The organism is Bradyrhizobium sp. CCBAU 11434 (genome assembly GCF_028128895.1).
Taxonomy (GTDB): Bacteria; Pseudomonadota; Alphaproteobacteria; order Rhizobiales; family Xanthobacteraceae; genus Bradyrhizobium; species Bradyrhizobium zhengyangense.
Genome location: NZ_LBJX01000004.1, coordinates 261,542 through 280,049, shown reverse-complemented (window position 1 = coordinate 280,049; position 18,508 = coordinate 261,542). Strand labels below are relative to the sequence as shown.

Genomic DNA, 18,508 nt, shown 5'->3' with positions numbered 1-18,508 from the left:
ACGCACTTATGAGGTGCGCCGACCGGAAAAGTCCAATGATTCCGGTGACCATCCGACAGTCTTATGAGGTGCGCGACAGCCTCACGCCCCGATCGCGTTCCTCGCCACCACGTCCCGATAGAAGGCCGCGCTCAGCTTCGGCACCCTCGCCTGCGTCTCGAAGTCGACCCGGTAAAGGCCGAAGCGCTTGCCGTAGCCGAAAATCCACTCGAAATTGTCCATCAGGCTCCACAGGAAATAGCCGCGGATCGGAACGCCTTCGGCGATGGCGCGCTGCATCTGGGTCAGATAGTTGCGCAGGAACATGATGCGGTCGAGGTCGTAGATCTGGCCGTCGGCGGAAATCCTGTCCTCGGACGAGGTACCGTTCTCGCTGATGTAGATGTTCTCGATGTTCCAAATCTTCGCGGCGAGGCGCGGGGCCCAGTAGATTACTTCGGGGCCGACCCGCAGCCATTCCGAATTCATGTGGGGGAACGAGGTCGGGAACGGCAGCACATGGAAGCCCGGCGCGCGATCGGAGGCGGTGACGTAGAATTGCGGCGCGTAGATATTGAGTCCGACGAAATCATTCGGCGTTCCGATGATCTTCAATTCCTCCGCCGTGAACTTCGGCGCGTCGGCACCGGCATAAGCGAGGAAACCGTCAGTGTACTTGCCCTCCAGCACCACGCCGAGGAAGCCGGCGTTGAGCTCGCGTGTTGCGATCTCGGCGGCGCGGATGTTTTCCGGTGTCGCGATCGCCGGCACGCATGCCGCGATGTTCTCGGCTGCGCCCACGCGGGTGCCGGCGCGTCCGGAGGCGCGGATCGCCTGCACGGCAAGCCCATGCGCCAGCGCGACGTGATGGCGCGCCTGGTTGAGCTGCGCGGTCGGCAGCTTGAGGCCGGGCGCGTCGATGCCCCAGCCATAGCCGAAGTTCACGAAGCGTCCGACCTCGTTTACAGTAAAAATGTTCTTGACGCGATCGGTCAGGCGCGCAGCGACGTAGCCGGCGAAATCGGCAAAAGCTTTTGACGTATCACGCGACGACCATCCGCCGACACGATCCTGCAGCGCTTGTGGCAGGTCCCAGTGGTAAAGCGTCGCATAGGGCTCGATGCCACTTGCAAGCAGCTCGTCGACGAGACGGTTGTAGAAGTCGAGTCCTTTTGGATTGGGCTGCCCCGATCCATCGGGAAACACGCGCGACCATGCAATCGAGAAGCGGTAAGCCTTGACACCTAGCGCCTTGATCAGCGCGACGTCTTCCTTGTAGCGGCGATAGTGCTCATTGGCGCGGTCACCGGTGGAACCATCCTCGATCTTGCCCGGCGTGTGGCTGAAAGTGTCCCAGATCGACTTGCCGCGGCCATCTTCGTCGACCGCACCTTCGATCTGGTAGGACGAGGTCGCCGTGCCCCACAAGAAGCCCTTCGGGAAAGGCCCGCCGCGCTCAACCGAAGCGGATGTTTCATTCCCTGCAGCCTTTTCCTGCTCCGCAGTTCTGGCGCCCGTCGCTGTGCCAAGCGCGGCCAGGCCCGCCAGTTTTGCAAAATCGCGCCGTGAGACATCGATCGGCATCGCTATCTCCGCGCCTGCTCCACATCGATCTGATAGGCGGAAATCCGGTCGATCTCGAACGCGACGCTCTCGGGCGATTCCGCATCGACCGGGCTGACCCCGGGAAAGAATTTTGATCCGATCGCGAGATTGACAATCATGTACATGGGATCGTCGAAGCCGATCGGCACCTTGATATCGGAGACCGGCCTGCGGTCTATGAAATAGACCAGGCGATCCTCCTCCCACAGTACACCGTAATTGTGGAATGCGCGCGAAGCATCGCCGACCGCAAAATCGAAGCCGCAAGACTGGATCTTCTGGGTCGACGGAATCCGCCAATGCGTGGTCATGACGAGATCGCCAGGCCTCTCGCCACGGCCTTCCAGCACGTCGACCTCCGGCGGCCAGCCGCCGTCATCCGCCAGCATCCAGAACGCCGGCCACACCGCGTGGCCGACCGGCACCTTGGCACGGATTTCGAAATAGCCGTGCTTCTGCGCGAACGTGCCCTGCGTCGTCAGGACTCCCGAGATGTACTCGTTGTTGAAAAGAACTGGCTTCAGTTCCGGTGGCGTGCGGCTGGCGACGATCGACAGCACGCCGTTCGTGACCTTGAACGGATCGAGCCCGAGCGGCACCCCCGCACGCCCGGCGTAGCGCGGATCGACATAGATCTGCTGTTCGCCATTGGCGCTGGTCTTGCGCTTGAAGTCGGAGCCATCGCCGCCCCAATAGCGGGCGTCCGGCCAAGCGGCGCCGCCAGCATAATGCGGCACCCAGCGTCCGTGCGAGAGCGGATGCTCATCGAAATCGTCGTTGAAGGTCCGATGCAGCGGCAGGAACTCGAGCGAAGAGGTATTGACTGCTTCCAGCTTGCGGCACTCGATCGTGGAAGGATCGGTGGTGACCTGCAGCGACAGGCCGCGCGGCGCGTCACCAAGCTCGTCCTGCGCGGCACTCAACGCCGGCAAGGTCAACAAACCGATCGCAGCCAGAGCGCCTTTCGTCCCACGGTCGATCATCGCCGTACATCGAATATATGAGGAACTTCGCAGAAATTAGCTCGCCACTAACTGAACCGGCAAGCGCACCCATCCGACGCGCGCGGGCGATTTCGAAAAGACATCGCGCCCCCTCACAGAAACCGGCCGAAAATCGTTTCACCTCGGCACAAAATCAGCGAACGAGCGGCCTCGATCCTCGCGCCTCCATTCCGCCATTTGGGCGCCCCCCGCCAAAATCCTTCCCTATTCGTTACTGTCCCTTAAGCCTCCAATGGCAGTTTGGCAGAAATCTGCGGACCCCGCCCACGCCGCCACCAATCCGACAGGTTCGAGGTCGCCGCCACCATGCTCGCCGAAACACTGGAACAGGTTCGGTTCTCGCCGTCGAAGCGGACGACTTATGTGCGCTTCGTGCTGGCCGCACTGGCGGCGATCGTGGCGTTCAAGACGTTCTGGTTCGCGCGCTGGGGCGGCTGGGCGGATCGCGAGCTCGCCGATTTCGACGCCTTCCACATTGTCGCGCAGCGCGTCTGGCGTGGCGATCTCGATCAGGTCTATCATTTCGACGCGCTGCTGAAGATGCAGATGGAAGCCGCCGGCGGCGTGACCGGCTTCATGCCCTGGACCTATCCGCCGCAATACGGTCTCCTGCTCGCGCCGTTCGCGTTCCTTCCGGTCGGCGTCGGCTATCTCCTGTTCACGACCGCGACACTGGCGCTCTATCTTCTGGCGCTGCGCGCGATCTCGGGCACGAATTTCGCGCTAGCGCTGGTGATCCTGTTTCCAGCACTCGCGATCACCATCGGCTGCGGACAGAACGGCTTTCTCACCGGCGCGCTGATCGCGCTGGTCTGCCTCAACGTCGACCGGCGGCAATGGCTCGCCGGCCTCGCACTCGGCGCCATGGTCATCAAGCCGCACCTTGCCATTGCGCTAGGCGTCTACCTGCTGGCGACGCGGCGATGGCTCGCGCTCGCGACCGCTGCAGTCGTGGTGGTGACGAGCTCGCTTATCTGCACGTTACTGTTCGGCTGGCAGATCTGGATCGCGTGGCTAGGGGCGATCAGGGAATCGGCGAGCTTTCTCGAGCAGGGATTCTACCCGTTGTTTCGCATGATCTCGACCTATGCTGCACTCTACAAGGCCGGCCTTCCGACGAGCGCCGCCTTCTGGGGACAGGTCGTCGTCGGGGGCCTGGCCTTGCTCGCCGTCCTCGTCGGCGCGGCCCGCGGCCTATCGTTGAAATTCGCACTCGGCATCACCGTGATGGTGTCGGTGATGATCAGCCCCTATGCCTATGATTACGACCTGCCGATCCTCGGGATCGGGCTCGCGCTGGCGCTGCCCGATCTCGCGGGGATGGCGAGTTCGCGCGAGCGCGATGTGGCGTACGGGCTGATCCTGTTCGCAGGCGCCTATGGGCTGTTGCAGTCGGGACGGCTCGCCGTTCAGTTCGGACAAAAGGCCGACCCCAGCCAGCATTTCGCACCCGCCCTCGGCGGCTTCGCGTTGATGGCGCTGCTGGTTCTGCTGTTGCGGGTGCTGTGGCGCGGGACACAGCCTGCATCGGTCCTGCCGCAGGCCGCACCCGTCGCAAAATAATTCTTCTCGATCCGACACGCGGATCATCGAACCTGACGGAACCGGAAAGGGTGGTCCCCGTTCAATTGGGAGCGATGCGGCGGCGCGCGCAGGCACGCGCCTGCGCCCGCCGCACCGCAACCAAGGGAGGCGCACCCATGCCCACAGCCGAGAAGGATCATGTCTACAAGATCCTGGAGCTGGTCGGATCGTCCGAGTCCTCGATCGAGGACGCCGTCAAGAACGCAGTCAGCCGCGCGTCCAAGACCATCCGCGAGATGAAATGGTTCGAGGTGGTGCAGACCCGCGGCCACATCGAGAACGGTGCGGTGCGTCACTACCAGGTGACGCTGCGCGTCGGGTTTACGCTGGAAGGCTAACCCCGCTCCTCCTTCGCCGGATGCGGTGGCAATAGGACCTTCGCGTCTGCGTCCATCCGATGACGACGGACTTGCGCTCGCTGGCGTGTTGGATATCACTCTGCTCGCGGCCGGATGTACCGGCCGGGTCCAGAGTGTCGCCGTGACTGATCAAATCAAGCTCGTCCTCTTCGACATGGACAATGTCCTCTGCGACTATGACAGGGGAAAGCGCATCGCGCGCCTGGCGGAGCTTGCGGGATCGACAGACGAATATGTTCATCGAGCCATATGGGACAGTGGCATCGAGCTGCTCGGCGATTCCGGCACGCTCGATGGCGCTGCCTATCTGCGCGGCTTCGGCGAGCGTATCGGCTATCCGCTGTCGCTCGACGAATGGGTGGAGGCGCGACGCCGCTCGATGCAGGCCGATTGCGCCATGCTGGAGATTGTCGAAGACTTGCGCCGAACCGTCGATATCGCCATCCTGACCAACAATACCACGCTGGTTGCCGATCACATCGATACGCTGCTGCCGGAATTGCGGCCGCTGTTCGGCTCCAGGATCTACACCTCGGCGCAGTTCAAGACGGCGAATCCCGATCCGCTCTGCTACCGCCTCTGCATTTCAGAGCTCGAGGTCGAACCGGAGAATGTGCTCTTTGTCGACGACCTTGCGGCCAATGTCGCGGGAGCGCGGCAGGCGGGTCTCCTCGCGCATCACTACACGTCCGTGGAGACGTTCAAGCAAACTCTTTCGGCTCACGGCCTGCTTCGCAGGCAGTGAACGACGTCAGGCGAGATCGACGCCGCGCCGCTCCGGGATCAGCACGAGCAACGCCGCGATGTCGATGAGATATAGCAGCGCAAGACCTGCGATCGCGGTTGGAAAGCCGTAGGCGGCACTGACGATGCCAACCACCAGCGGGCCGAAGCCGGCGACCGCTCGACCGATGTTGAAGAACACGTTCTGCGCAGTGGCGCGCGCCGCGGTCGGATAAAGCTCGCTCATCAGCGCACCGTAGCCGCCGAGCATGCCGTTGACGAAGAAGCCCATCACCGCTCCGCCGATCAGCAGCGCACCGGCGGATGTCAACTGCGAATAGACCACCACCATGATGGCCGCGCCCAGCATGTAGGCCAGGAACGCGGGACGACGGCCGAAACGGTCGGCCGCATGACCGAACAGGAAGATGCCGAGCGCCATCCCGGCAATCGTCACCGCGGTCCAGAGCGCCGATTGCGTCAGGCCATAGCCGAACCGCGTCGAGAGATAGTTCGGCAGCCAGATCATGATGCCGTAATAGCCGAAATTCTGCACGGAGCAGAGGATGATCATGCCGATGCCGATCCGGGTCGTCTCCGCATCGACCACGAGCGCACGAAGTGACGAACCGGCATCTGCAGCCTTTGCCTGATGCGCGATGAAGACGTCAGGCTCGTGCAGCTTGCGCCGGATCACGTATGCGATCACCGCCGGAAACACGCCGAGCGCGAACATCCCGCGCCAGCCGATGACCGGTAACAGGACCGGCGTCACCAGCGCCGCCATGAGCACGCCGAACTGCCAGCCAAGCCCCACGTAAGACGTTGCCCGCGCGCGCTTGCTCGCAGGCCAGGCCTCCGCCACCAGCGCCATGCCGATGCCGAACTCGCCGCCGAGGCCGATGCCGGCGACGGCCCGATAAGCCAGGAGGTCCCAATAGCCCTGCGCCAGCGCGCAGAGGCCGGTGAAGATCGCGAACAGGACGATACTCCAGGTCAGAACCCGAACGCGGCCAAGCCGGTCCGACAGCATGCCGAAGCCGACGCCGCCGACGACCGCGCCGACCAGCGTTCCTGTCACCAGCGAGGCCGCTTGCGGCTGCGTGAGATGAAGGTCCTTCGAAATCGCCGTCAGCATGAAGCCGAGGATGAGGAGGTCGAACCCATCCATGGCGTAGCCGAGCGCCGATCCCCACAGCGCCCGGCGCGCTTCCGCATCGCGATCGGTCGGGGCCGTATCAATCGCGCCGAGAGTGACGTCCTGTACCTGGCTCATACGTCCCCCTACGCCAGTCCATCCCTCGCGATCAAGGCCTCCAAGGACCTATGCACCACGCAACTTCAGGCCAGATGACATGCCACGAAATGCCCACCTGCGCCTTCCTTCAGCTCCGGCGCGGCTTCGGCGCAGCGGGGCTGGGCAATCGGGCAGCGGGTGTGGAAGTGGCAGCCCGACGGCGGTTTCATCGGGCTCGGCACGTCTCCCTTGAGGCGGATGCGGTTGCGCTTGAGCTTGGGATCCGGCACCGGCACGGCAGAGAGCAGCGCCTTGGTATAGGGATGCTGCGGATTGCGATAGAGATCGCTGGCCTTCGCCAGCTCGACGATACGGCCGAGATACATCACCGCAACGCGGTCGGAGATGTGCTCGACCACCGACAGGTCGTGCGCCACGAAGAGATAAGTGAGGTTCAGCTCGGCCTGGAGATCTTCCAGCAGATTGATGACTTGCGCCTGGATCGAGACGTCGAGCGCGGATACCGGCTCGTCGCAGACGATCAGCTTCGGCTCGACCGCGAGCGCCCGCGCGATCACGATGCGCTGACGCTGGCCGCCGGAGAATTCGTGAGGATAACGTCGCATGTGCTCGGCCTTGAGGCCGACCTTGACCAGCAAGCCCGCGACGCGTTCCTCCCGCTCCCTGGCATTGGCTGCCAGATTGTGGATGGTGAAGGCCTCGCCGAGGATGGAGCCGACCGTCATGCGCGGGTTGAGCGAGGCGAACGGATCCTGGAACACCAGCTGCATGTTTCGCCGCATCGCGCGCAAATCGTTGCCGCCGAGTTGGCGCACGTCCTGGCCGTCGAAGGTGACTTCGCCGTCAGTCGGCTCGATCAGGCGCAGCACGCAGCGCCCCGTCGTCGACTTGCCGCAGCCGGATTCGCCGACGAGACCAAGAGTCTCGCCGCGATTGACGGAGAACGACACGCCATCGACCGCATAGACAGTGCCGACCTGGCGCGACAACAGGCCGCCGAGCACGGGGAAATATTTCTTCAGGCCGCTGACGCGGAGCAAGGGCTCGCTCATGCCGCGCCTCCCAATTGCGGATCGCCGAGATGACAGGCCATGCGGTGGCCCGGCGCAATCACGCGCAGCAGCGGCTCCTTCTCGGTGCAGACGTTCATGGCGAACTTGCAGCGCGGCGCAAAGCGGCAGCCGACCGGCGGATTGATCAGGATCGGCACCGAACCGCCGATTGCCTCGAGCCGCGTCTTGTGCTCGCTATCGAGATCGATGCGCGGGATCGACCGGATCAGGCCTTGCGTATAGGGATGGCGCGGATCGGCGAAAAGAGCGTCGACGCCGGCCTCCTCCACCACCTTGCCGGCATACATCACGACGACGCGCTGAGCCGTTTCGGCGACGACGCCCATGGCATGGGTGATCAGCATCACCGCCATGCCGAAGCGCTCCTTCATGTCCTGGAGCAGGTCGAGGATCTGCGCCTGGATGGTGACGTCGAGCGCGGTGGTCGGCTCGTCGGCGATGATCAGCTTGGGCTTGCAGGCCAGCGCCATCGCGATCATCACGCGCTGGCGCATGCCGCCGGAGAACTGGTGCGGATAGTTGTGCACACGGCCTTCGGCGTTCGGAATCTGCACCAGCTTCAGCATCTCGATGGTGCGCTCGAGCGCCTGCTTCCGGGTGACGTTCTCGTGGCGGCGCAGGCTCTCGGCGATCTGTTCGCCGACCGTGAGCACCGGATTGAGCGAGGTCATCGGCTCCTGGAAAATGAAGCCGATCTCCTTGGCTCTGATGTCGTCGAGCTGTTTGCTCGTCAACGGCACCAGATCACGGCCCTCAAAGATGATCTCGCCGGCCGCGATGCGGCCCGGCGGCATGGCGATCAGCTTCAGGATCGACATTGCAGTCACGGTCTTGCCGCAGCCGGACTCGCCGACGACGCAGAGCGTCTCGCCCTTGTTGATGGTGATGTCGACACCGTCGACGGCCTGGAGGATGCCATCGTCGGTGGAGAAGTGGGTCTTGAGACCTTTGATCTCGAGCAACGGCACCATCAGATCACCCGTCGCGCATCGAGCGCATCGCGCAGACCGTCGCCGATGAAGTTGATGGCGACCACCGCGATGAAGATCGCGCCGCCCGGAAACAGGGCCCAGTGCGGGCCGATGTCGAGGAAGTCCTTGGCGTCGAACAGCAGCCGGCCCCAGGTCGGGGTATCGGGCGGGAAGCCGAGACCAAGAAAGGACAGCGTCGATTCCGCGATGATCGCGGCGGCAACGTCGATGGTGCCGGCGATGATGACCGGGCCGAGCGCATTGGGCAGGATGTGCTTCACCACCTGCCGCACCGGGCTCGCGCCGAGCGCACGCGCGGCCTCGACGAACTCCTTCTCACGGATCGACAGGAACTGTGCACGGACGAGGCGCGCCACCGGCATCCAGCGCAGGCCGCCGATCACGAGCACGATCAGGATGAAGATGCCACCCTCGGGACCGAACATCGCTTTCAGCCCGTCGCGAAACAGATAGATCAGCATCAGCAGCAGCGGCAGCTGCGGCAGCGACAGAAAGAGGTCGGTGAGCCACATCAGACCGTGCCCGAGCGCGCCGCGCGACATGCCGGCCAGCGCGCCAACCAGCGTGCCGATGACCACCGACACCAGCATCGCGGCAAGCCCGACGGCAAGCGAGATGCGGCCGCCATAGATCATGCGCGCCAGGATGTCCTGGCCGAGATCGTCGGTGCCGAAGGGATGGGCGAGCGACGGCCCCTGCAGGCCGGCGACGATGTCGATGTCGTTGATCTTGACGCGCCAGATCAAAGGGCCGACGACGACGGCCAAGATCAGAACGAGAAGCAGGAAGGCGCTGACCACGGCGAGCTTGTGGCGGCTATAGCGCCGCCACGTCTCGCGCCAGGGCGAGTAGACGCCCCGCTTAGCGGAGGGAGATGCGAGGATCAAGCCAGCCATACAGGACGTCCGCGATGAGATTGAACAGCACGACAAGGCAGGCGAAGACGAAAGTGACGGCCATCACCACCGGCGTGTCGTTGGAAAGGATGGAGGAGATCAGCAGCGATCCGATGCCAGGAATACGGAAGATCTGCTCGGTGACGATGGCGCCGCCGAACACGGCGGGCATCTGCAGCGCAATCAGCGTGACGACCGGGATCATGGCGTTGCGCATCACGTGCTTGACGATGACCTTGGCCTGGCCGAGACCCTTGGCGCGCGCCGTGGTGACGTAGTCAAGCCTGATGACGTCGAGCATCGCCGAACGGACGAAGCGCGTCATCGATGCCGCCTGGAACAGGCCGAGCACCGCCACGGGCATGATGGCCTGACGGATCATCTCCAGCACCCAGTGGATGCCGGTGGCCTTGATGTCGGTGGTGTAGACAAAGGGCAGCCAGTCCAGCGTCACCGAGAAGATTAGGATGAACAGGAGACCGGTGAAGAAGGTCGGCAGCGAGAAGCCGATGAAGGCGAGCGTATTCGCGATCTGGTCGAACAGCGAATAGGGCTTTGTGGCGGCGTAGACCCCGACGGGGATTGCGATCAGGAGCGCCAGGACCTGCGCCGAGCCGATCACGTAGAGCGTGGCCGGCAGGCGCTGGAGGATCAGCCTGTCGACGTCCATCCTGCTGACGAAGGAGAAGCCCCAATCCCCATGCGCCATGGCAGAGAGCCAGTGCAGGTAGCGGAGATAGATCGGATCGTCGAGGCCGAACCTGGCCCGAAGTGCAGCCTGCACTTCGGGTGGCACGTTCGGATTGGTCGCCAACTCCGAAAACGGATCGCCGGGCGCAAGAGCCAGCACGAAGAACAGGACCGCCGAAATGCCGAGCAGGCTCGGAATAGCGATCAGAAGGCGGCGCAGGACATACTGGCTCATGGGGAAGAATCCCGTCTATGCCCGCGCGATCATGCTCCCCTGTACCAGTCCTGGATGTTGTCGGTCCGGTTGGCCCAGCCCGAGACGACCGGCTGCAGCGTGGTGGCGCAGGCATCCACCGTCAGGCGGTGCATCACCGGGATGAATACGGTTTCCTGCCACAGCATGTCATTGCACTTGATGTAGAGCGCGGCCCGCTTGACCGGGTCGGTCTCGGTCTCCGCAGCCTCAATCGCGGCGTCGTAATCCTTGTTGACCCAGCGCGGGAAGTTCTGCCCTTGCCATTTGTTGTCTTTGCTGGCGATCTGGCTCGAGGTGTAGCGCTTCATGTGCAGCGCAGGATCCGGCTGCGTCATCGGGATCTGGAACTCCTCGATGTCGGTGTAGAACTTCGAGTAGGTGTCGGGATTTGCGACGTCGGAGGAGAAGAACACCGAGGCCACGACCGATTTCAGCTCGACGTCGATGCCCGCCTTCTGGCAGGCCTGCTTGACGATCGCCTGAGTCTTCTGGCGCGGACCGTTGATCGAGGTCTGGTAGACGAACTTCAGCTTCTTGCCGTCCTTCTCTCGGATGCCGTCGGCGCCGGCCTTCCATCCGGCCTTCTCCAGCAGCGCGATCGCCTTGTCGACGCTGAACTCCCATTTGGTGTTCTTGGACACGAAGTCGTCGGGACCATTGAGGTAGTTCGCGGTGGTGCGACCGGCGCGGCCGTAAATCGCCTTCTTGACGGACTCGCGGTCGACCAGCAACGCGAGCGCCTGACGGACCGCGAGGTCCGACAGAATCGGGTGCTTGGCCTTCATCGAGGACCGCTCACCATCGACCTCGGTGTTCGGATCGGTGAAGTTGATCGCAATGAACTCGATGTCGCCGCCCACGGCATAGGTGGTCTTGCCCTTGCCACCCTTCTCGAGACGCAGCAGCACTTCGTCCTCGACCTGCATGTTCCAGGCGAAATCGAATTCGCCGGTCTGGATCACCGCTCGCGCCGCGGAGACGGCATCGCCGCCCCCCTTCATCTCAATGGTGTCGAAATGTGGACGGTTGGGCATGTGGTAGTCGGGATTGAGCTCACCGCGGATCAGGTCGCCCGGCTTGAACTCGACGAACTTGTAGGGGCCGGTGCCGACCGGAGCCAGGTTGGCCGGCGCTTCGCGGGACTTCGATCCCTTGTAGTCCGCAAACAGATGTTTCGGGATAACGCATCCATAGGCGCCGACGAACGCATTCGCCCAGAACGGAGTCGGATTCTTGAACAGGATACGGATGGTCAAGTCATCCACCTTTTCGACCGTCATGTCGGCATAGGTGCTGATGGAGACGGCCGCCGTGGCAGGGTCGCTGACATAGGCCCAGGTAAAGACGAAATCGTCGGCCGTCAGGGGTTTGCCGTCGTGCCATTTGACACCGGGCTTGATCTTCCAGGTCACAGACTTGCCGTCAGCGGTAAGGCCGCCATTCTTGATTGACGGGATCTCGGCGGCGAGGATCGGATTGAGGTGGCCGTCGACATCCCAGCTGGCGAGCGGCTCATAGAACAGACGCGAGCCATCCTGATCCTTGGTGCCGGTGGCGAAATGCGGATTGAGCAAGGTCGGTCCTTGCCACCACAACAGCTTGAGCGGGCCACCGCCGCCGCGCTTGGTCGGGGGATATGGCGACGGGCTCTGGGCCATGGCGACGCCGCCGATGGCGAGAATCTGATTCGCCAGGGGGGCGGTGAGGCCGACCGCGGCCAAGCGCTGAATGAAGGCGCGGCGATCCATCCGCCCGTCCTTCACCTTACCGATCATCGAACGCAGTTCTTTGTCCAGCATGGTTGTCCCCCGTCTGGTTCCCATATGCTTGTAGGCGGCCGCGCGGAACGGCCACCGGGTTTTGGCTGGCGGTAGATGGCACACCGAATAGGCCGCACGTCAACTGCAGCCGTGTGTGTGCAAACGATGTTCTGGCTGTCTGTTGGGCAAAACTTCATTCCGCAGCCCAACGGTTCGGCATACCAGCGCCAAAATCCGCTGGAAACCTAGTTGCACTGCGAAAAATTTGTTCGCGAGATCAGACGAAGTATCGAGATGGAATTCTACGCTACGGACATATTGAGCGGCGGCGCGACGTGGTCCGGCAGCGGGCAGACATAAGGCGTCTTGGCCGTCCGCTTCGTCAAATCGGCCTTCGCAGCCTTGATCAGTTCCGGTTCAGTCAACGCCTTGATGCCGAGGCCGGCCATAGCCTTGGCCGCCTGCACCATCGCCTTGTGGGCGTGAGCGCTCTTGCCCTGCGCCACCACCTGCCAGGTGTGGAACGGCGTGCCGATTGCAACCGTCGGTGCGTGTACCTGCACGGTCGGCACGACCCAGCTGACATCACCCACATCGGTCGAACCGACTAACGGGTTGCGCTTGGCATCCAGCGGCACCAGGAAGTCAGCCAGCGGCCGCTCCGTCGGCTCCATGCCGATCGCGTAATAGACCGACGCGATGTCCTTGTCGGTCAGCGTCGCGCGGATCTCGCTGGCAAAGCCCTTGTCGGTGTCGTCGAAATGCGGCGGTCCGAGTTCTTCCATGACCCGATGCAGCGCCTGCTCCAGCGGCGTGTTCGGCAGGATGTTGGAGACCGCGGAGATGATCTTCATCTCGACCTTGGTCTCGGTCATCAAGGCCGCGCCCTCCGCGATCTTGCTGACGCGCCCGACGAGCTCGTTCATGCCGGGAAGGTCCCGGGCGCGAATGGAATAGCGCACGCGGGCATGGGCCTGCACCACGTTGGGCGCAATGCCGCCGGTGTCCAGCAGCGCGTAATGCACGCGCGCATCGCTCGGCATGTGCTCGCGCATGTAGTTCACGCCGACATTCATCAGCTCGACCGCGTCGAGCGCGGAGCGGCCGAGATGGGGCGAAGCCGCCGCATGCGAAGTGCGGCCGGTGAAGGTGAAGTCGGCGCGGGTATTGGCGAGCGACGGCGTCACCGCGACTTCCCAGAAACTGTGCGGATGCCAGGTAATGGCGATATCGGCGTCCTCGAACGCGCCCGAGCGCACCATGAAGGCTTTGGCCGCGCCGCCTTCTTCCGCCGGGCAGCCGTAATAGCGCACGCGGCCGGGCACCTTGTTTTCGGCGAGCCAGTCCTTGACCGCGGTCGCAGCGAGCAGCGCCGCCGAGCCGAGCAGATTGTGACCGCAACCATGACCGTGACCGCCGCTCTCGACCGGACGGTGTTCGGCAACACCCGCCTCCTGGCTGAGGCCTGGCAGCGCGTCGTATTCGCCCATGAAGGCGATGACCGGGCCGCCCTCGCCCCATTCGCCCATCACCGCCGTCGGAATACCCGCCACCTTCTCGGTGATGCGGAAACCCTGGTGGCGCAGCTCAGCGAGATGCTCGGCGGACGAGCGCGCTTCGGTGTAGCAGACCTCGGGCATGCCCCAGACCTTGTCGCTGAGGTCGATGAAACGCCCCTTGATCGTGTCGATGCCACGCCAGATGTCGCTGCGATTGTCCATGGTTGCCGTCCGTGATCTCTTGGTCAAGCGAAGCGGCAACCGTTAGCAGCTTCATTGAAGCCCGCCTAGCACCTCGCGGGACAGCAGCCATGCGGTTCGTGCCGAATGGCCAACCGCCACCGACTTTGGGCGAACAATTTGTGTCATCTTCGGAAATTCGCGTCACGACATCTGGAATAGTTGCGGTCAAGTCTTTCAAGATGGCCTCCTCCGGCCTAAATTATGCTTGCTTCGCGCGTTGTTCCGCAGCCACAGCGGAGCGATGCTCTCAGCCAGGAGAACTCCATGACCGTTCTGACCGAATGGAGAGTGCCGCCGGCAAATCAGCCGCGAGCGAGCGACTACGGTTTCGACCTCGACCGTGCGCTCGCTTCCATCGTCGGCCTCCACGCTATCATCCCTCCGGACGCCTTCAGTGCGGAAACGCTCGGCACCGAGCGCGCCGGCAACGGCGTCGTGATCGATGACGGGCTGGTGCTCACGATCGGCTATCTCATCACCGAGGCGGAATCCGTCTGGCTTCATCGCGGCGACGGACACGTCGTGGAGGGACATGTGCTCGGCTTCGATGCCGTCACCGGCTTCGGCCTGGTGCAGGCGCTCGGACGGCTCGACGTCGAGCCGCTGCCGCTCGGCTCCTCGGCGGGCGTCAGGCTCGGCGACCGCGTCGTGGTCGGCGGCGCCGGTGGTCGGACGCGTTCGGTCGCAAGCCAGATCGTCGCCAAGCAGGAATTCGCCGGATACTGGGAGTATCTGCTCGACGAGGCCTTGTTCACTTATCCCGCCCATCCGAATTGGGGCGGCACGGGACTGATCAACGAGCGCGGCGAATTGATCGGCATCGGCTCGCTCCAACTCGATCGTGAACGCGACGGCAAGGCCGAACACGTCAACATGGTCGTGCCGATCGACCTGTTGAAGCCAATCCTCGACGACCTGCGCAAATTCGGTCGCGTCAACAAGCCGGCGCGGCCATGGCTCGGGCTCTATTCGACCGAAATCGACAACCGCGTGGTGGTGATCGGCATCTCCGCCAACGGTCCGGCTGCCCGCGCCGAGCTCAAGACCGGCGACGTGATCCTTGCCGTTGACGGCGAGAAGGTCACGAGCCAGACGAGCTTTTACAAGAAGATGTGGTCGCTCGGCGCTGCCGGCGTCGACGTGCCTCTCACCGTGCATCATCAGGGCAGCGCGCATCATGAAGGCGTCACCTTCGACGTCACGGTGACGTCGACCGATCGCTTCAAGCTTCTGAAGGCGCCGAAGCTGCATTGATCCAGCCAAAGGAAGCAGCCATGACCGAGGCCGTCGTTGACGACATCGTGGCCGTGCTGCCGCCATTGCTCAATGCGCTGGAAGCGCTCGGCTACTTCGCCCGGCACTTGCATCCGCCGGCCTTCGGCTCGGTGATGAACGCAATCGGCGCGCCTGACGATGCGTTGCAAAGTGCGCACGCGGCGATCGGAGAATGGCCGGAGCAGTTCACCGGGCTTCGCGAGCGGCTCGATCTCGCCTGCAAAGAGACGCTTACTGCATTTGCCGGCATCCGCGATGTCGAGCGCGGCAATGGCGATCTCGTCTCTGTCTTCCGCGCGATGCGCCATCTGCCGCGCGCGCAAGAGGCGCTTTATCCGCTGTCGGTGCAATTCCCGCCAGTGAGCAATTTCTTCCTCAATACCTCCAATCGCGGGAATGAGGAGCTGCTATCACGACTAGAGGCCGGGGCCAGCGAGCACACCGGCATCTTCCACGATCACAATGAGCCCCGCAGCCGTGGCGGCTTCTCGGTCTACGTGCCCGAATACTACACGCCGGATCGCGCCTGGCCGCTGGTGATGGCGCTGCATGGCGGCAGCGGCAATGGCCGCGGCTTCCTGTGGAGCTGGCTGCGCGATGCCCGCAGCGTAGGCGCAATCCTGGTGGCGCCGACGGCGACGGGGCAGACCTGGGCGCTGATGGGTGATGACACCGACACGCCCAATTTGATGCGCATCCTCGAAACCGTCCGCGGTCGCTGGACCGTCGACGCCTCACGCATGCTGCTATCAGGCATGAGCGACGGCGGCACCTTCTGCTATGTCAGCGGACTCGATGGCGCCTCGCCCTTCACCCATCTCGCGCCGGTGTCGGCGACATTCCATCCGTTGATGGCGGAGATGGCCGATGCTACGCGGCTTCAGGGCCTGCCTGTTTTCATCACCCACGGCAAGCTCGACTGGATGTTTCCGGTGCAGACCGCGCGACAAACGCAGGCGGCACTCACTGCCGCGGGCGCCGATGTCTTCTATCGCGAAATCGACGATCTCAGTCACACCTATCCGCGCGAGATCAACGCGGAGCTGTTGGAGTGGCTGAACGGGGCGTGAACGAAGTGTCCTTACCCGCGCCGCACTGTCGCGGAACCATCACTCCGGGCCGACGTTATCCGCCCGACACACCGGAGGGTTCGCCATGCAGACTTTTCTCGGAATGATCCTGGGCGCGCTGCTGCTTGCTTGCGGCGTCTATGTCTATGATTCCATGCAGACGTCGTCAGTCGCCAATGGCGAGGTCGCGATCACCAATCGCACCATCGTGAACTGGGACGTTGCGAAGGCCGATTGGGACCTGCTGCGCGATCGCGCGCACAAGGACTGGGTCCGCATTTCGTCGAAGTGATTCGATCGACCGGACATGAACAAGGCGCCGTCGCGGATCCGCGGCGGCGCCTTTGTCTTGGCCGCGATCAGCGCGGCAACAGATCAGTTCATCTTGGCCTTGCGGGCGTCGGCGATGACCTGCTCGAACTCGTTCATGCTGAGCACGCCGGGGACGCGGTACTTGCCGACGATAAAGGACGGCGTGCCGTTGAAGCCGAAAGCTTCGGCCTGCTCGTTGTTGCGCTTGAGGATCGCGTCGATGTCCTTGGCGTGCGCGGTGAGGTCGCCCTTGAGGCGGTCCATGTCGACGCCGACGGAGGCGAGCAACTCGCTGATGCGCGATTCGGTCAGGCGAGAGCTGACGCCCATCATGGCGTCATGGGCCTTGTGATACTTGTCCTGGTATTTCGCGGCGAGCGCGATACGGGCGGCCGTCACCGAGACCGGCCCGAGGATCGGCCAGTCCTTCAAGACGAGCCTGACCTTGCCGTCGTCCTGGATGACCTGGCGCAGCTCCGGCTCGAGCTTGCGGCAATAGGGGCAATTGTAGTCGGACCATTCGATGATGCTGATGTTACCATCGGGATTGCCGGCAACGGGAACGTCGGGATCGCGCAGCACCTTGGCTTCGGTCAGCACCTCGTCACCACCGGTGGCCGCGCGCGCCAACGTCATCCTGCCAGCCGCAAGGGCGCCCGCGCCCATCAACGTCAGCGCCGTTCGGCGCGTCGGCGAAAGTCCCTTATTCCTGTATCCAGCCATATCTTGTCCCGTTTCGGTCCCATCTTTCGCAAATACGCGTCGGGACCGGGAGTTGTTACAGACCATATAGAGTGTCACGGGGACGATGTCATCGCACCGGTAGGGTCACCACCAGGGGGACTAGGAACGCGGTCACCAAAGCGTTCAGACTCATGGCGATGCTGGTGAGCATGGCGCATCAAGGGATGCGCCGCGGGGCTTGTCAATTGCCGCTAGGCGCGGTCTGCGCGCGGTTCATGCGAAGCGGTTGCACGAGGCAACATCGCCATCAGCGTGCCGGTCATCGTGGCGATCAGCGTGGTCTTGCCCTCGTGTTCGGCAAAAGCTCTGGCTTCGCAGAAGGTCAGCGTACGGCCGGGCTTGATCACCTCGGCTTTGAAGACAAAGCGTTCGCCACGGGCGGGCGCAAGCAGCGTGGTCTTGAACTCGACCGTGAGGATATCAGCCTCTGACGGCATCAGCGTGAAGGCGGCGACGCCGCAGGCGTTGTCGAGCCCCGCGGTGATGATGCCGGCATGGACAAAACCGTTCTGCTGCGTGAGGGCGGCCGAATGTAGCATGGCGAGCTCGACCTCGCCTGGCGCGAGGCGGACGATCACGATGCCGAGCGTGTGCATCGCCGACTGTCCCTCGAACATCGCGATGGCCGCTGCACGATAGCCTGGGTTCTTCGGCTCGAACGCAGCCATGGCTCAGGCCTCGACCGGTTCGACAAGATATCGCAGCGCTGTCTCGCGGACGGTTTCCGCGAACGGTGCGGATTTGCGCAGGCTGCGGTCCATATGCACGGCCGTGATCTCGCAGAACGCGGCGATCTCGCTTGTTTCGGCGTTCGTCATCTCGTGCCGGAAGCGGATCGACTTTTCGCGCAGCTCGAGCAGGTGACTGCGGACCTGAATGATGTCGCCGGCGAGCAGCTCGCGCTTGTAGGTGATGTTCTGCTGCACCGCGGCCATGCCACGGCCGGAGATGCGCAGATAGCTGGGCGTCAGCCCGAGCCGGGCGAACAGATTCCAATTGGCTTCGTCGAATTTGCCGACATACCACATGATGTTCATGTGGCCGACATGATCGCACTGCCAGGGATAGACCGTGCCGCGATAGGTCGCCTCCTGCTCCACCATCATTCCCCGCCCTGCCCGTGTCTAGATTTTTGATACGGTAGCGTATCAAGCGTGGGACGCGTTAGCAATACGGCAGCGTATCA

General features: G+C 63.4%; 18 protein-coding genes. 6 read left to right on the top strand and 12 right to left on the bottom strand.

Annotation, left to right across the window (positions count from 1 at the left end):
• Positions 1–81: 81 nt before the first annotated feature.
• Entirely contained in the window at positions 82–1,563 is a 1,482-nt protein-coding gene (locus XI06_RS07045; RefSeq protein WP_271604906.1) for a GH1 family beta-glucosidase, read from the bottom strand.
• Positions 1,564–1,565: 2 nt separating this feature from the next.
• Positions 1,566–2,567, bottom strand: coding sequence for a glycoside hydrolase family 16 protein (locus XI06_RS07040; RefSeq protein ID WP_237863934.1), 1,002 nt, complete (start codon positions 2,565–2,567; stop codon positions 1,566–1,568).
• 327 nt (positions 2,568–2,894) lie between these two features.
• On the opposite strand from XI06_RS07040, the gene XI06_RS07035 reads away from it, so the two are divergent.
• The 3 genes from XI06_RS07035 to XI06_RS07025 all read left to right on the top strand — a co-directional run bounded on the left by XI06_RS07035 (position 2,895) and on the right by XI06_RS07025 (position 5,276).
• Positions 2,895–4,151, top strand: coding sequence for a glycosyltransferase family 87 protein (locus XI06_RS07035; protein WP_271604905.1), 1,257 nt, complete (start codon positions 2,895–2,897; stop codon positions 4,149–4,151).
• A 137-nt stretch (positions 4,152–4,288) separates the two neighbouring features.
• Entirely contained in the window at positions 4,289–4,510 is a 222-nt protein-coding gene (locus XI06_RS07030; RefSeq protein ID WP_271604904.1) for a dodecin, read from the top strand.
• 142 nt (positions 4,511–4,652) lie between these two features.
• The gene (locus tag XI06_RS07025; RefSeq protein ID WP_271604903.1) at positions 4,653–5,276 is read left to right on the top strand and encodes an HAD family hydrolase; all 624 of its coding nucleotides are present in this window, start codon (positions 4,653–4,655) and stop codon (positions 5,274–5,276) included.
• Positions 5,277–5,282: 6 nt separating this feature from the next.
• Here XI06_RS07025 and XI06_RS07020 read toward each other — a convergent pair whose 3' ends face one another.
• The 7 genes from XI06_RS07020 to XI06_RS06990 all read right to left on the bottom strand — a co-directional run bounded on the left by XI06_RS07020 (position 5,283) and on the right by XI06_RS06990 (position 13,900).
• A complete protein-coding gene (locus tag XI06_RS07020; RefSeq protein ID WP_271604902.1) occupies positions 5,283–6,530 on the bottom strand; it encodes an MFS transporter in 1,248 nt (415 codons plus the stop codon).
• A gap of 65 nt (positions 6,531–6,595) precedes the next feature.
• The gene (locus tag XI06_RS07015) at positions 6,596–7,564 is read right to left on the bottom strand and encodes an ABC transporter ATP-binding protein (RefSeq protein ID WP_271604901.1); all 969 of its coding nucleotides are present in this window, start codon (positions 7,562–7,564) and stop codon (positions 6,596–6,598) included.
• The gene (locus tag XI06_RS07010) at positions 7,561–8,556 is read right to left on the bottom strand and encodes an ABC transporter ATP-binding protein (RefSeq protein ID WP_271604900.1); all 996 of its coding nucleotides are present in this window, start codon (positions 8,554–8,556) and stop codon (positions 7,561–7,563) included. The genes XI06_RS07015 and XI06_RS07010 overlap by 4 nt, the downstream gene beginning before the upstream one ends.
• Positions 8,556–9,473 carry an ABC transporter permease gene (locus tag XI06_RS07005; RefSeq protein WP_237863940.1) on the bottom strand — a complete coding sequence of 306 codons (918 nt, stop codon included), beginning with the start codon at positions 9,471–9,473 and terminating at the stop codon, positions 8,556–8,558. The genes XI06_RS07010 and XI06_RS07005 overlap by 1 nt, the downstream gene beginning before the upstream one ends.
• A complete protein-coding gene (locus XI06_RS07000; protein WP_271604899.1) occupies positions 9,439–10,398 on the bottom strand; it encodes an ABC transporter permease in 960 nt (319 codons plus the stop codon). Before XI06_RS07000 ends, XI06_RS07005 begins: the two co-directional genes overlap by 35 nt.
• Positions 10,399–10,427: 29 nt before the next feature.
• A complete protein-coding gene (locus tag XI06_RS06995; protein WP_271604898.1) occupies positions 10,428–12,218 on the bottom strand; it encodes a peptide ABC transporter substrate-binding protein in 1,791 nt (596 codons plus the stop codon).
• 263 nt (positions 12,219–12,481) lie between these two features.
• Positions 12,482–13,900: a M20 family metallopeptidase gene (locus XI06_RS06990; protein WP_271604897.1), complete on the bottom strand. Its 1,419-nt coding sequence runs from the start codon at positions 13,898–13,900 to the stop codon at positions 12,482–12,484.
• A 285-nt stretch (positions 13,901–14,185) separates the two neighbouring features.
• Between XI06_RS06990 and XI06_RS06985 the strand changes: the two genes are divergently transcribed.
• The 3 genes from XI06_RS06985 to XI06_RS06975 all read left to right on the top strand — a co-directional run bounded on the left by XI06_RS06985 (position 14,186) and on the right by XI06_RS06975 (position 16,558).
• Positions 14,186–15,175, top strand: a complete 990-nt coding sequence (locus XI06_RS06985) for a S1C family serine protease (protein WP_237863944.1) — start codon at positions 14,186–14,188, stop codon at positions 15,173–15,175.
• Positions 15,176–15,195: 20 nt separating this feature from the next.
• Positions 15,196–16,266 carry a phospholipase gene (locus XI06_RS06980; RefSeq protein ID WP_271604896.1) on the top strand — a complete coding sequence of 357 codons (1,071 nt, stop codon included), beginning with the start codon at positions 15,196–15,198 and terminating at the stop codon, positions 16,264–16,266.
• A gap of 85 nt (positions 16,267–16,351) precedes the next feature.
• Positions 16,352–16,558 carry a hypothetical protein gene (locus tag XI06_RS06975; protein WP_237863946.1) on the top strand — a complete coding sequence of 69 codons (207 nt, stop codon included), beginning with the start codon at positions 16,352–16,354 and terminating at the stop codon, positions 16,556–16,558.
• A gap of 83 nt (positions 16,559–16,641) precedes the next feature.
• On the opposite strand, the gene XI06_RS06970 is transcribed toward XI06_RS06975, so the two are convergent.
• From XI06_RS06970 to XI06_RS06960, 3 genes are all read right to left on the bottom strand, one after another.
• Entirely contained in the window at positions 16,642–17,301 is a 660-nt protein-coding gene (locus XI06_RS06970) for a DsbA family protein (RefSeq protein ID WP_237863947.1), read from the bottom strand.
• 212 nt (positions 17,302–17,513) lie between these two features.
• Complete coding sequence (locus XI06_RS06965) at positions 17,514–17,990, bottom strand: PaaI family thioesterase (protein ID WP_237863948.1); 477 nt, start codon at positions 17,988–17,990, stop codon at positions 17,514–17,516.
• Between the two features lie 3 nt (positions 17,991–17,993).
• Positions 17,994–18,422, bottom strand: a complete 429-nt coding sequence (locus XI06_RS06960; protein ID WP_271604916.1) for an acyl-CoA thioesterase — start codon at positions 18,420–18,422, stop codon at positions 17,994–17,996.
• Positions 18,423–18,508 lie beyond the last annotated feature (86 nt).